The 14,389-nt window shown below is 58.4% G+C and carries 10 protein-coding genes and 3 pseudogenes; 10 read left to right on the top strand and 3 right to left on the bottom strand.

Going from position 1 to position 14,389, the window contains the following annotated elements; all coding sequences use genetic code 11:
• The first annotated feature begins 420 nt into the window (after positions 1-420).
• From MTX23_RS26800 to MTX23_RS26780, 5 genes are all read left to right on the top strand, one after another.
• Positions 421-687, top strand: a complete 267-nt coding sequence (locus MTX23_RS26800; protein WP_280973197.1) for a hypothetical protein — start codon at positions 421-423, stop codon at positions 685-687.
• Positions 688-699: 12 nt separating this feature from the next.
• A complete protein-coding gene (locus tag MTX23_RS26795) occupies positions 700-957 on the top strand; it encodes a hypothetical protein (RefSeq protein ID WP_280973196.1) in 258 nt (85 codons plus the stop codon).
• A gap of 1,752 nt (positions 958-2,709) precedes the next feature.
• Positions 2,710-3,999, top strand: coding sequence for an aminotransferase class I/II-fold pyridoxal phosphate-dependent enzyme (locus tag MTX23_RS26790; protein WP_280973195.1), 1,290 nt, complete (start codon positions 2,710-2,712; stop codon positions 3,997-3,999).
• Positions 4,000-4,552: 553 nt separating this feature from the next.
• Entirely contained in the window at positions 4,553-5,341 is a 789-nt protein-coding gene (locus tag MTX23_RS26785) for an SDR family NAD(P)-dependent oxidoreductase (RefSeq protein ID WP_280973194.1), read from the top strand.
• 62 nt (positions 5,342-5,403) lie between these two features.
• Positions 5,404-7,836, top strand: a complete 2,433-nt coding sequence (locus MTX23_RS26780) for a CoA transferase (protein WP_280973193.1) — start codon at positions 5,404-5,406, stop codon at positions 7,834-7,836.
• 127 nt (positions 7,837-7,963) lie between these two features.
• Here MTX23_RS26780 and MTX23_RS26775 read toward each other — a convergent pair whose 3' ends face one another.
• Together MTX23_RS26775 and MTX23_RS26770 are read right to left on the bottom strand one after the other, a co-directional pair.
• A complete protein-coding gene (locus tag MTX23_RS26775; RefSeq protein WP_280973192.1) occupies positions 7,964-8,113 on the bottom strand; it encodes a hypothetical protein in 150 nt (49 codons plus the stop codon).
• 1,030 nt (positions 8,114-9,143) lie between these two features.
• Positions 9,144-9,440: a hypothetical protein gene (locus MTX23_RS26770; protein ID WP_280978360.1), complete on the bottom strand. Its 297-nt coding sequence runs from the start codon at positions 9,438-9,440 to the stop codon at positions 9,144-9,146.
• On the opposite strand from MTX23_RS26770, the pseudogene MTX23_RS26765 reads away from it, so the two are divergent.
• Positions 9,403-9,624, top strand: a pseudogene (locus tag MTX23_RS26765) (group II intron maturase-specific domain-containing protein); the annotation flags it as partial. The gene MTX23_RS26770 and the pseudogene MTX23_RS26765 sit on opposite strands and share 38 nt — an antisense overlap.
• Before the next feature lie 66 nt (positions 9,625-9,690).
• Positions 9,691-9,951 (top strand): annotated as a pseudogene (locus tag MTX23_RS26760) (transposase); the annotation flags it as partial.
• Between the two features lie 338 nt (positions 9,952-10,289).
• On the opposite strand, the pseudogene MTX23_RS26755 reads toward MTX23_RS26760, so the two are convergent.
• Positions 10,290-10,363 (bottom strand): annotated as a pseudogene (locus MTX23_RS26755) (IS5/IS1182 family transposase); the annotation flags it as partial.
• Between the two features lie 198 nt (positions 10,364-10,561).
• Here MTX23_RS26755 and MTX23_RS26750 point away from each other — a divergent pair.
• Genes MTX23_RS26750 through rfbG form a run of 3 tightly spaced genes read left to right on the top strand, consistent with a single transcriptional unit; the run spans position 10,562 to position 14,237 of the window.
• Positions 10,562-12,373, top strand: a complete 1,812-nt coding sequence (locus MTX23_RS26750) for a hypothetical protein (RefSeq protein WP_280973191.1) — start codon at positions 10,562-10,564, stop codon at positions 12,371-12,373.
• Positions 12,370-13,149, top strand: a complete 780-nt coding sequence (rfbF, locus tag MTX23_RS26745; RefSeq protein WP_280973190.1) for a glucose-1-phosphate cytidylyltransferase — start codon at positions 12,370-12,372, stop codon at positions 13,147-13,149. Before MTX23_RS26750 ends, rfbF begins: the two co-directional genes overlap by 4 nt.
• Positions 13,128-14,237, top strand: a complete 1,110-nt coding sequence (gene rfbG, locus MTX23_RS26740; protein WP_280973189.1) for a CDP-glucose 4,6-dehydratase — start codon at positions 13,128-13,130, stop codon at positions 14,235-14,237. Before rfbF ends, rfbG begins: the two co-directional genes overlap by 22 nt.
• Positions 14,238-14,389: the final 152 nt, after the last annotated feature.

The following is a 14,389-nucleotide window of genomic DNA, read 5'->3' as shown; positions in this document are numbered from 1 at the left end:
ACTCCGATCCTGGATTGCGTTCGAACCTGAGGGCCTCGTCGCCACGGGCTCGGTGCGATCCGGCAGCTTCAGCAAGCCATCGTGGGCCGCCCCGCGCCGGGTCGAAAGTTGCTGCGGCGAAATCTCGTGCCGACGGGCGACCTCCGAGATCACTGCGCCTTGCGCGTAGGATTCCGCCATGATGTCTGCCTTGGCATCGTTGCACCAACGACGGTGCCGAACCCGAGCTCGCAATGCGTCAACAACATCCGCAATCATGCTGCGATCCGCTCTCTTCATAACGGAAAGCATATTGCAGGCCAGTTCGCCCACAACAAGGTGGGGACGATGATCGCTTACCTTACATTGCACAAGGCGGCCGGTGCTACAGTGAACAGCGGATGCAGTATGTCGAGGAAATCGCACGCCTGGGGCTGACGGTTGCTAGTCGAAGGTTACACCCTTGACGGAAAAGGTCGGCTGCGGATTATTTCACGAGGTGAAGCCATTACCTGTGGTGAGGTTTGCGTCCGTCCAGATGATTTGGTCGTCATGGATGATATAGGAATCGTGGTGGTGCCCCAGGACAAGATTTTGGCTATCCTGACCGCGGCTGAGGAACTGGATCGTCGCGACGCGGATTTTGCAAAGCGCTTGAAGAACGACGGCAGCTTCGCTCGCGCGGCGGCCTCGCTCAAGAACGCTTGAGAGCAAGAGCGCATGGAAACTTACCGCTATCGCCCATTGGCTGGCATCTCGTTGGATGCACTGAAGGTGATGGAGGCGAACACATCACTGTCCATCTGCAACCAACCGGCCGCGGATGCCAATCGCAGCCCTCCTGAGACTTGGAAGAATCGTGTGCAACAACCGGCGCCTTTCACCCGCGACCGTCAAAACCAAACTACTTATGCCGGCCAGAACTTTCCGTCCTTTGTCAAAATGGGAACGGCGACCGCCCAAATTCGGGATTGGTAGACCGCTTCCAGGTACTCTTCGTCGGCGAGCGCGTGCCCATCTCGACGGATTTGCGCAAGTCTCGCGTCGAGCCTCGAGGTGATACGAGGGACCGTGTCCCAACGTCCTCCCGTTTCCCGTGCACGGGAAAGTGCTGTCTTGCGTTCTTCTTCGGACATAAACGCCACCGTGACCAGTCCAACACCGGTGGCAAGTAGGGGGATTCTTGCGCCTCTTCGACCGGGCAAGGACAACCCCAGCGAAGCGCTATTGCTATACACTATGACCATTGCGTCGCGATCGAATACGGCGAGATTCGATGGCCAGCCAACCTCAATGTGCATTTCGTCGACAATGGGAGACGCGATCTCAAGCAGATGCGATTTGGAATCGAAGCCCCGGCTCAGCGCTAGAGTTCGACCTGTCACAAGGTACGTCGATTTTCCGGCTCGGTGATAGACGTACCCCTCCGCGACCAAAGTCTCGAGTACGCGCACAACAGTTGGCTGTGGGAGTCTGCACTTTGAAACCAGCTCTGCAATTGTGATGGGCCCGTGCTCGCTGATAGCCCGCAACACCGCAAGACCCCGCTGAATTGCACGGACCGGCTCGTACGATGGCATAACTGTTTCCTCGACCAAGACTACGCAGGGTCCGTCACCGCGCCAACGTTTGGTTGTCAACGGCTTATCGGTAGCAAGAGTGTATTAAGTGATCAAGAGCGCAATCGGCCTCCAAGACTCGGAAAGTGCATGGATGAGGTGGCGAGGGTATGTGGGGCGCGTCGCGTTGGGATGTCCGCTGCGTCGGATCGTACCACCATTCGTGCCGCTCTCGTGAATGCGAACGATTGCCGGAGACCAGGTGAAGCAATAATCAGGCGAGTCACGCGCCGCCGTCTCGGCGTCGCGGGCCACGGCGTCTTTAAGATCGAGGATGATGACCGGATCTCCCTGAGCCGCATCGCGGCATAGAAGCCTCGGCACTAGGGACGCGGATCGATACCGCATTGACTTTGACCGGTGCATTGAACCTACTCCGAATTGATGGACACCTGTAGTAGGCTCGAAGAGCCAGGAGGTGTTCATCAATTCGGAGGAGGTTCATCTTTGCCTATATCGAGGCCTTCTATAATCGAACTCTTGTCACTCCGACGTCGGCTCTATCAGCCCGATCGAGATGGAGCTAGAAGGAGCTTAACACCCTGTCCATTGGATCACTGCTGACCGATCAGAGATGGTCAGTTGAGCGTGAAGCGCAAGACAAAAGAGAAGCGCCCGACGCGCAAGCTGACGGCTTGCGCGAGCACGAAGCGCGCGGTCAGGGTCTAGAAGTGCGTTCAGCTCATGCGCAGCGCAAATGTAATCAATTTTCATCGAGAGCACCATCCGAGAGCTGGAGTTGCCGAGCCGAATCCGAGGCATGGCTTGCGGCAACGGTAGCTTGCGAGGAGGTTGTTTGTATGCCGCGGAAGGTCCGCTTTCCCTGCAACGTTTCTCCGTAATCATGGTGATTTCATCTCCCGAATTAGTCCATGAAGTTGGTTGCGAACCACTCCATAGCTACCGCGATCCGGTACTGCCGCGATGTCCAAGCTCATCTGTCCTATCTAACTTGGTAGCTGCCAAAGGAAGTACCCGGTGGTTTATTCGTTTGGACCTAGGAGGCCGATCGAGCTGCTATTAGATTTATGACCTCCAGTGCGGCCCGACGCCATTGGGCCACTTGCCGAGCCACTCATCTGGTCGGCTACTTCTGCTTTCGGGAGGTGGAATGAAGAATGAAATGCAACAGCGGAGCGCGCTCTCCGACCCTGGTCGGCCGATTGGTCGTTTCCGGAACACTGCCTACGTGATCAACGAAAGCAGGACGCACTTCGACGCGGCCCACGCGGCTGGTCTCATGGCCGTCCCCGGACGTTCCATGACCGGACGTTCTTTTGCCTTGGGCACCGGCCCGCTTGATGGGCGACCTCAGGTAATTGATTTCGCGCGATGCTCCTACCTTGGCCTAGACAATCATCCCTTGATCGTCGCTGGCTCAATCGAAGCTGTCGAGATGCATCGATCATTGCACTGGTCGTGCGCACGAACACGGCTCAATTTCGATCTTCTGGCAGACCTTGAAGCAACCCTGTCGGAGATGTTTCGTGCACGTGTGCTCGCCTTTTCGACTGTCATGCTTGCCAATCTAGGCGCAATGCCGCTTCTTGCTTCGGGTGAATTGACAGGTGGAAGGAAGCCGCTCGTCGTGTTCGATCGCGCTGCGCACATCTCGCTCGCCTATCACAAGCCAGTGGTTGCTGATGAGACGCGCGTAGAAACGATTGCACACAACGACCTCGAGGCTCTCGAACACTTATGTCGCGAACATCCCATGGTCGCTTATGTATGCGATGGTATCTACTCCATGGGAGGGAATTCGCCAGTCAAGGAATTGCGTCAGCTCCAGGAACGTTATGGACTCTTTCTCTATATCGACGATGCTCACGGCATATCGCTGTTCGGACGTCAAGGCGAAGGGTTTGCTCGGTCTCAGTTTTCGGAAGCGCTTGGTGACCGCACGATCATAGCAGCCTCGCTGGCCAAGGGATTCGGTGCGTCAGGCGGCCTGTTGATGCTCGGAACGGCCGATCACGAGGACCTGTTTAGACGGTATTCTATTCCCTATGCGTTTTCGGTGGCCCCCAATCTAGCGGCGGTTGGCGCGGCGCTTGGCTCATGCAAGGTTCACCGGTCGGCAGAACTCGGCGAACGACAGAACCGGTTGGCCCAACGAATTAAGAGTTTTGACCGTCGTGTCACCACAGCTGAGAGAGGTAATTCATTTCCAATCAGAATGATCGGCATCGGATCCGAAGCCAAGGCGATCGCAATCGCAAGAGAACTGCTCGATGCTGGCTTCTACACTTTGGTGACGTTCTTCCCGACGATCGCCCGAGGAAAGGCGGGGATTCGGGTTTGCATTACAGCCGACCACGAAGTCCGCGATATAGAGCGGCTATGCGACTGCATCTTGGAAAAAGTACCCGACACCGCGGCTACCGCATCGGCGCTGTCCTGAGCGATGTCAGCAATATCGTGGGGAAATTCATGGAGGCGGCCGGTACAACGAAGTTGCTATTGCCTTACGTGGAAAACAAGGAACGAAAGCTCGTAGCGTGTGGACATTGCCAGTCGCCGCTAAGCGTGGCGCAGTTCACTATGCGGGCAACGCATCGTGGTCGTATCTGTGCCGCCTCGGGTCGATTTATGGCAGCTGGCGTGAACAGCAGGCGACCATCTACAGAGAACGCAGGAATGGGATGCCGTAGCCTTGAAGTGTGCAACTGCGTGCTCGGTGAAGATCCCTTTGGGGGCGGGCTTGTCTACCAGCGAACTGCTCAAGTCAACACACTCTCGCGAATCGCTGACATTCTTCCGGAAGAGCTTTGACCAATTGCGAACGAGGAGACGAGAATGCCTGGCTTATGGAAAGGAAGACGCGACGGCTCCAGCCCGAGCCCGCTGCTCGCCAGTTGGACGAAACAACGATATTTCCCACCGAGGCACGCGGAGATATGCCATCCCAGCGCTGTCGACTTGTCCGTTACTGTTTGTGCGATTGTTTGACGATTATGCAGAAAGCAGGAAAACTCTCAGGCAAAAATGACCGGCGCGTTGCTTTCGTGACCGGAGGAGCACGCGGGATTGGACTCGCAATCGTACGCCGGTTCCTGGGCGATGGCCATCAGGTCGCGTTTGTGGCAACAAGATCAGAGAAGGTGGAGCGAGCGCTTCATCTTCTTAGTTATCCAGAGGATCGGCTCTGCGCTGAGGCGATCGATGTAACGCGACAAGATGAGGTACGAGGATTTGTTGATCGTATCCGGGCGCGTTGGGGCGACATTGCGATTCTGGTGAACAATGCAGGCGTCTCCCCCAAGCGCGCGGACCGGGATGCACCTTGGCTTTCACAGACGCCGCTCGAGGAGTGGACGCGGGTCATCGATGTTAATCTCCACGGCCCCTTCATTCTCATGCGGCTCTTGGCGCCAGCAATGATCGCGAAAGGATATGGACGTATCGTCAATGTCGGATCACTGGCGGGCCGTGCCGTGCCGTGGATTGCAGGGCCACATTATGCCGCGTCGAAGGCGGGATTGGTCGGATTGACCCGCGCCGCAGCGCGTGATCTCGCTCCACACGGCATTACGGTCAATTGCATTGCTCCAGGGCGGATTCTCACCGATCTAACTGGACCACTCGAGGCCGCCGTCAATCGCTCGGCGCTCAGCCGGATTCCGGTTGGCCGTTTTGGAACGGCTGAAGAAGTAGCGCACGTCGCATCCTTTCTGATCTCGCCGACAGCGGGCTTTATTACCGGTGCAACCATCGACATGACGGGCGGCGAGTTCGCTGCCTAGTCCGATGCAGTCATCGCCGACGATGTTCCGGAGCATCAGAGACCTGGAAAGTGGAGCCTTCGATGGGAGTATTATCGTATCTGAGGGTCATCGAGATCGGCAGCTCGGCGGCAACGAGCTATTGCGCTCGATTGTTTGCGGATTTCGGCGCCGATGTGCAGAAGGTCGAACCGCCAGCTGGAGATCCACTTCGGCGAAGCGCACCACTTACGCCCGGCGGCCAGAGCGCTTGGTTCGCATTCCTGAACTTCAACAAGTCAAGCATCGTCATAGATGGCGCCGATCCCGATGCGATCATACGCCTGATCGCACTAATCGAAGGTTGCGACATTCTGGTCGATGGTCGCGATGTTGATCCGGCGGATTGTCCGTCCATTGACATCGCCGCGATCCGACAGCGACGTCCAGGGTTGATCTACCTCGAAGCGAGCTGGTTCGGCCGCGATGGGCCCTATGCAGAATTCGCAGCAACCGATTCGACCGTCCGCGCGCTCGCCGGCCTCGTCAAGCTGGTTGGGCCGGCCGAGGGCCCGCCGGTGCACGCACCGGATTTCCAGACGGGTATCCTAGCAGGCCTGTGGGGCTTCATCGCAGCGGCTTCCTCGACGGCTGTGCGAACACGGGGCTGGATAGGGCGGTCGTGGTCGCTTAGTATTTTCGAATCGAGCCTCGCTCTCAGTGAGGAACTCATGTTGGAGACGTTTGGGCGCGGCGATATGATACGCCGGGTTGGTATTAACCGTTTCTGGCCGACTTTTCCTGCCGGCATTTACGAAACCAAGGAAGGGTGGCTTGGCGTAACAACAATTACGCCAGCACAGTGGCGTGCATTCTGCGACATGCTCGGCCTGTCCGAATTGCGTGATGATCCGGATTTGGTCCTTGGCGCCGATCGTTTGTTGCACATGGCGCAGATCGAACAGCAGTTTGTGCCGGGGCTGAAGACGCGGACAGCGCAGGAGTGGTTTGCAGAGGGACTGAAGCGCAAGATTCCGATCGTGCCGGTACCCGAAATATCCGATCTGCTCCGGGACACGGAGAAGAAGGTGCGCGGGGCGATCGTGCCCATTGTGTTTGGCGAAGAAGAGGGCATGACGGCTGGTTCGATGCAGCGACTGACATTGACGCCGCCGTGCCGGGGCGGAAAGGTTCCCGGTCCCGGCGAGCAGCAGGCCGTTGCGAATGCCCAAAGACAGTCGTGGGGTGCGGCGTCGGCCTGCCGCATCGATGCCGACCGGAAGCCGTTGCACGGAATTCGCGTTATCGACTTCTCGATGGGCTGGGCGGGTCCGTTGTGTACGCGCATACTGGCTGATCTCGGCGCCGACGTCATCAAGATCGAGGCCATCCAGTACCCGGATTGGTGGCGCGGCGTTGACCGACGAACTGCTTATGTTGACAGCCATATGTACGAAAAGACCGTTCGCTTCTGCATCATGAACCGCAACAAGCGGGGCATCACGCTTGACCTGACGCGGCCGCAGGGCCTCACGCTTGCCAAGCGGTTATTGGTTGGGGGCGATATCGTCGTCAACAATTATTCAGTCGATGTGCTGCCGAAGCTCGGACTTGGCTACGACGTGCTCAAAGCGCTCAATCCCCAACTCGTCATGTTATCGATGTCAGCCTTTGGTGCGGACAGCGTCCGTCGGAACTGCCGGGCCTACGGCTCGACTCTCGAGCAGGGCTCTGGGTTGCCGAGCGTGATCGGGAGCGCCGGCGATCCTCCTGTGATGAACCACGTGGCGTTCGGGGATGCTGTCGGCGGGTTGAACGGCTGCGCTGCAGTTCTGGTTGCGCTGATTCATGCCCGCAACACCGGACAAGGACAGTTCATTGATCTTTCGCAAATCGAATGCATGATGCCGTTCGCGGCGCCGTGGATCATCGTCCACTCGATCGGCGGTAGGCCGCCGCCAAGATATGGAAATCGACATCCGCAGTTCGTGCCGCATGGCTGCTTCCGGTGTGCGGGGGATGACAACTGGATCATAGTAGCGGCGACTGATGGGAACATGTGGCAAAGGCTGGCCATCCTCATTGGTCGGCCAGACTGGGCCACGGACACATCGCTAAAAGCTGCGGAAGGGCGCCGCGGCATCGAGGATGAGATCGAGAAAGCCATTGAAACCTGGACGCTCGCCCGCGATGCGGATCAGGCGATGTCCGAGCTGCAGGGCGCAAGGGTCGCGGCCGGCGTGGCGCGTCTGCCAATTGACCTGTTGAAGGATCGGCACCTCAAGTCGCGCGCATTTCTGCAGGAAGTCGACCGGACTTTCATCGGCTTGCATCTGCAACCCTCGATGCCAATCCGCGAAGGCACACGACCCTATGCGATCCTTACAGCAGCGCCGACGCTCGGACAGCATAACGGGGAGATCCTATCAGGGCTTCTTGGGCTCTCTGACGCCGAGATCGCGCAACTGGAGAGGGAGGCCATCGTCGGAACGGCGATGCTCTCCGAAGGGGAACTCGCAAAAGCAAGGTACCGTTAGATTGATAGCCGAGGCTACGGTCCATATTGAATACTCCTCAGCCTAGGGAGATTGGCCATCCAGTTGGCGAGACTGTTGCTTAAGTAGTCCTCTGAAGAACGTGTGCGATTGCCGATCAAAGTATCTTTCAAGCCAGGGCCGTTTCAGTAAGCACCCAGATGATGGCGCGCAGGAATGCTGCCAGCCATCGCAGGAGCAGGCCGAAGTTGTAGCCGGCGCGGCAAGGACGGCGTTGATGCGGGTCGCCGAGGCGTCCCTTGAGATAGTTGCGGTCCATGCGGTGTTCGACCCTGACTTGGCCGATGACGGGCTCGACAGCCGCACAACGCTTTCTCACGCCGGATGGAATCCGGGACGCGGCGGACTTGCCCCGAGATCTAGAACTGAGCCAGCCCGCTCGGGTGGTGGCCGCGGTAGCCCTTGTCGACGTGGACGCAGCGAGCCTATGAGCTTTTCTATCTCGGCAATCGGGGCCGAGCGTGTGCCCATCGAAGGGATTGCCATGCAGTGCCTTAGCATGGAGCACGAACTGCCGGGTATCGGGGAAGTTGGGGAGGCGATACAAGACCTTACAACCAAAACTCGTAAGAGGCGCGGGCTTTGCTTTGCCGACGCACTCGACCTCCGCGGCTAAGCGGATACCCTGCTTCAGGGTTAGATTAAGTGTGCAGAAACCTCCAGCTTGAACGGAGGTTTGGGATGGGCCTGGACGGCAAAAAAGTATGTCCGTCCATTTGGACAACTCGTCAGTTGGGGCGGTCAGCCGGCTTGAAGTGGAAGGACCGTCCGGGCTCGTGTGCGTTCGGAGGCTGAGCGGCTCGGATCGTCGCCGAAAGTCTTCTGCCCGGCGCACAGGTGTCGGAGGCGGCGTGCAGCACGGGCGACGCGCTGGACAAGTTTACGATTGGTGACGACGCTTTCGACAGCGAGGCGAATTGCCGTCGTGCGAGGCTTCGCAGCCACCGTTCGCGCTGCTGATTGTAGAAGGGTTAGTGGAGCGTCACGTTCCGGCGATCAAGCTCGAGATTGCGATTGGCGACGTCGTCGTGCGGACGGACGGCGATAGATGGAAGCAGAGCGTCAATCACGATGAGAGAGCGGCCGCGGCCAAGGCTGTCAGCCGGCGTTCAAATTTGGCTCTGACTCATATGTGGAACGGCCCGGGCTGCAAGATCTTTCTTTGGTTGAACGAGGGATGACGGTGCGGTCATATGTTCGGCCTGTTAACGCGGCACCCGGCCGCTGGCAACGATGATATCCGCGGAAGCAATCGCCCAATCAATTTCTCGCGCTCGAAGCGCGGTGGTTCAGGCGGTCTGATTGCTACCGGGAATGTCGTCATTCAGGGTCATCCAGATTTGCACCTTGCCTCGTCGGCAGTGAACCGGTTCCTGAAGCATTGGCGTCTCAGCGGTCGGCGTGAAGCATTCCATGGCCAGATTATCTCCTACGCCGACGACCTCGTCATTCTCAGCCGCGGCCACGCGGAAGACGCATTGACGTGGACGAAAGCGGTGATGACCAAGCTTGGGCTGACACTCAACGAGACTAAAACCTCGGTGAAGAATGCCCGATTGGAGAGCTTCGACTTCCTTGGGATACACGCTCGGACCCCGCCACTTCCGCAATGGGGGGCGGTGGTATCTTGGCGCGGCTCCGTCGAAGAAAAGCGTGCTGCGGATCAAGAGGAAGGTCAGCGAACTGCTGACGCCGGGCAACAAGGCGCTTGGCCCGAACGAAGTACAAGCACGACTGAACCACCTTCTGCGCGGCTGGTCCGCTTACTTCAGCTATGGCTCGCTTGCTAAGGCTCATCAAGCCGTTGATCGACACGTCTTCGACCGCGTGCAGGATACAACCGGAGGAAGGCCGAAGCTCTTGGGATCACAAAGCGCGGGAGCAAGTATCTTCGCAAGATGTTGATCCAGGGCGCACGATCCGCATGCCATCGCTGGTCAGGAGTACTATAACATGGGACTGGAGTCTGGCTGCGGGCGCTTCTCGCTCGCGCCCATCCAACGTCGCCGTCGTCGCCTTGGCCGTGAAGATGGCCGCATCGCTGGGGGGCTGCTCCGTCATGAACGGACTTATCAGGCCGTGTCGACAACGGCATAAGGAACAAGCGCCCGACCGATACTTCGTGGGACGCGACGAACTGCGAGAGATGGCCTGACAGTCGATCGGTGTTACTTCCGGCGAAAAATGGCCCTCGAGGCCGGCCCTTTTTGAGGATCGGGACGCGCGGATCCCCTCATCTTGCAGCGGCCAGAGCACCGACATGCCGGATACGTTTGTGCAGACTGTTCAAACCATCCCTCATCGCGCTTGCAGCGGGGCGGGCCACACGTTTCCGCAGCAGCCGAGCGATGCGTTTTGATGTGCGTGGAATCGATCATTTGCGTCTCCGTGGCGTCCCTGGCCGGCAAGCTCTCGGAACAAGTTTCCAGACCCCACGCCCAGCGCACAAAGCGATTGTAGATCGTCGTCGGAGGACCATTGCCGGCGGGCAATCGCACCAGCGGCAGCCCCACGGCGAAGCAAAACTCTAGTTCTGTCCGCTCCACACTCCAGTCTCGCTACACTAGGTGATGGACTCCACCAATTCTTGGAGGAGATTGGAGGGCTCAGATCGGCTACAAGTATTTGGCCAAATGGGCCTCGTCTACAAGGCGGGAAGGAGCTTATGCGGAGATATAACCACTCTGCCAATAGGAGGACGTGGTCAGTGTTGTTGGAGCGGATTTTGCTGGCTCAATCCGCCGTAACCACAGCGATCCTTTTTGCTTGGCTGCTATACTACAGCGGTTATTGTCTAGACATTAGCATCGAAGGTTTCTACCTCAACTCTATGGCGAACCCATTCGCCTACGCGATCAATGTTCCGCCGTCCCTCTTCGGCTTCGTCTATCACTGGCCATATCAGTGGGCGGATGGCGATATCGCAGTGCTTCGCGCGGCGAACGTCACGCTCACTCTGACGCTGGGCTGGATTCTTAGCTTCCTTGTGATCCGGCGCCTCTGGACGGAGGGCTGGCCGCAGGCGGCGGTGCAATCGTCGGGGATCGCCAGCCTGGCATTGTGTCACTTCAGTACTGGCAGCTGGGGGCTCTGGGGGCGCACCCCCACCCACTATTCACTAACCTCTCAGTCGATCTTGATGGTGATGATCGGCTTGCTGCTAGCCGACCGGCCAGGGTACGTCCGTCACGTCTTGGGATGGATCCTGGTCGGTGTTGGCGGTTGGTGCTGCTTCATGGCCAGGCCGCCCACCGCTGCGGCCATTGCGCTCGTCGTTATGCTCTATGTCGTCGTTTTGCGGCGAAATTCGCTCCTGCCAATGATTGGCGCGGCGCTGGTCGCTCTCGCGCTACTGATTGTTACCGCCTACTTGATTGACGGCAGCATCTCTGGCCTCGTGACTCGTATGGTCAACAGCGCTGAGATGGAAATCCTGCTCGGTGCCGGGCACGAGGTACCTCTCATGTTTCGGATCGACTGGCTCGCCACCAGCCACTCGCAACTCGCGATCGCTGTGTTAGTGGCAATATCCGTTCTGCTCAGCATTCTCATGGTGTCTACCCACCAGTTGCTCACATCGCTGACTCTCGCTGCGGTGTTGATCATAACTATAGCGATTGCGCCGGGGACCGATCCGATCAGTATCGACTCCTCGACCTTGTTCCTGGTGCTGGCCTTCATATGGCTTGGCGCGATGTTCTATCGAAAGGGATGGGTTCTGCGCACCCAGACTCCCACCAGCATTGCTCTAGCGCTAATCCTTTTGGTCTTGCCGCATCTGTCCGCACTGGGCTCCAATCTCAACTATTGGCTCGTCGGTGCGAGGGACGCCTTGTTTTGGATGCTCGCGGTCGTTGCTTTGCTGAGCCCTTTTGCGCAACAGGGACGTAGCGTCGTTACCCTGCTGTCCCTGACGGCGGTCGCACAGCTACACACTGCATCAGTCATCAATGCTGGCCTCCTCAAGCCGTTCCGTCAGGTGAAAGACGTGCGCGCATATACCGCTGTCATGTCCATGCCGGGTGGCGGAAAATTGGTGCTCTCGCAATCCTTCCACGACTATCTGGCCACGGCCAGCGCCCAGGCTCGTGCAGTTGGCCTTGATGTCGGTGCCCCGGTAGTCTATCTGAATGGCCGCGCGTCGAGCCTGCAGTATGTGCTTGAGACGCGACCGCTCGGTCTACCATGGCTCCAAGGAGGATATCCCGGCAGTAACGCAGCCGCGGTAGAAGCACTCGGACTTGAGAGCTGCGTCGATCTTGCCAAAGCGTGGGTACTGATCGAGCCGGAGGGCCCGTATCATCTTGACCATGCCAGTGTCATGGCCACCTTTGGAGCCGGGCAGGCGGACTACGTTGCCGCCGCTACATTCGTCCTCCCCGTCGTGGGCGGGGATATCTATCCGAATGGTGCCAGACAGTTTCTGTTGAAGCCTGGACGTCCCGCCGCGCTTGCGGAGCAATCCTGCGATGAAGCCAGGCGACAACGGTCGGATCGCCAGAAAAGGAGCCCGCCGTGAAAGCTGTGATCCTCGCAGGTGGATTTGGAACTCGAATCTTCGAGGAAACCCACCTTCGGCCCAAGCCCATGATCGAGATCGGCGGCAAGCCGATTCTGTGGCATATCCTCAAAATCTACTCGCACCATGGCATCAACGATTTCATCATCTGCTGCGGCTACAAGGGCTATCTGATCAAGGCATACTTCGCTAACTACTTCCTGCAGATGTCGGATGTCACGTTCGATATGACAAGTAACCGCATGGAGGTTCACCAGCGCTATGCCGAACCTTGGAAAGTGACGCTTGTCGATACCGGCGAGAACACCATGACTGGTGGTCGGCTTAAGCGAGTTGCTGATTACCTAACCGATGACGACGCCTTCTGCTTCACCTATGGCGATGGTGTGGGAGACATCGACATAACCGCATTGATCGCCTTCCACCGTCGCCAGGGTGCGTTCGCCACTCTAACTGCCACCTATCCGCCTGGCCGCTTCGGAGCCCTTGAAATTCGTGCCGATCACCGTGTCGTCACGTTCAAGGAAAAGCCCCGGGGTGACGGGGGAATGATCAATGGTGGCTTCTTCGTGCTCTCGCCGAAAGTCATTGACCTGGTGATGGATGACTCCACTGTTTGGGAGCGCGAGCCGCTCGCGGCCTTGGCTGAGCAGCAACAGCTTTCGGCCTATCAGCACCACGGCTTCTGGCAGCCCATGGATACTCTTCGCGACAAGACAATCCTCGAGGCGCTCTGGGTTGAGGGCAAGGCTCCATGGAAGGTGTGGGAGAAATGAGCGGCTTCTGGGCGGGCAAGCGCGTCTTTCTCACCGGGCACACGGGCTTCAAGGGCTCGTGGCTCGCGATTTGGCTCCAACATCTCGGCGCCCGGGTGACTGGCTACGCGCTGGCGCCGCCGCCCGCAACGCCCTGCCTCTTTGAAATCGCCCGCGTCGGAGCTGGCATGCATTCGATTCTGGGCGACGTAACTGACTACGACCATTTGGCTAGCGCACTTCGTAGCGCTGAGCCCGATATCGTTATCCACTTGGCCGCACAACCATTGCTGCGCTATTCCTATGCCAATCCATGCGAGACCTATCGCACCAATGTCATGGGAACGGTACACTTGTTGCAAGCCGTTCGGCAGATCAGCGCGGTCCGCGTTGTGCTCAACATCACCTCCGACAAGTGTTACGAAAACCGTGAATGGGTCTGGGGTTATCGTGAAAATGATCGGCTTGGCGGACGTGATCCCTATAGCTCCAGTAAGGCCTGTGCCGAACTTGTGGCCTCGGCCTTCCGTGCCTCTTTTTTTCAGCCCGGCAGCCATGCTGGACGCACGGTGGCGCTGGCCACAGCCCGTGCGGGCAATGTGATCGGCGGTGGTGACTGGGCCCCGGATCGGTTGATCCCCGATATCCTGCGCGCCATTGCAGCGGGGGAGGTGGTGGAAATCCGCTCGCCGACCGCAATTCGCCCGTGGCAACATGTGCTCGATCCCCTTTCTGGATATCTTGCACTAGCTGAGCACCTGTTCACTGATGGTTTGGCCTTTTCTGACGCCTGGAATTTCGGTCCAGCCAAAGCTGACGCTCACTCCGTGGCTTGGATTGCCGATCGTCTGACAGGCATGTGGTCGCCGGAAGCCCGCTGGACCGCCACTAGGGTACCGCAACCGCACGAGGATCACTATCTGCGGCTCGATAGCGCAAAGGCTGGCCAGAAGCTGGGGTGGCGTACGCGCTGGGACTTGTCGACCGCGCTAAGCCATATCGTATCGTGGCACAAGGCTTGGCTGGCTGGCGACGACATGGCAGCGCGTACGCTTGCAGACATTGTCGATTTTACGGGCGCTCGACGAGATCGCGGCGATAGTGGGTGATGGGCCTTCGTAAGATTCACATTGGCGTTTGTGGCGCTATTGGTCCTTTCCGGTATGCGCAAGGAGCATCGGCGCACTGGCCAGCGTGGAGGCATTCTGCGTGTTGTACGGAATTTTGCATGGCCGCAGTCTATTCCACCAAGTATGGGTTG

The sequence above is a fragment of the Bradyrhizobium sp. ISRA436 genome, assembly GCF_029910015.1.
Classification (GTDB): Bacteria; Pseudomonadota; Alphaproteobacteria; order Rhizobiales; family Xanthobacteraceae; genus Bradyrhizobium.
This window is presented reverse-complemented; position numbering and strand designations above follow the sequence as displayed.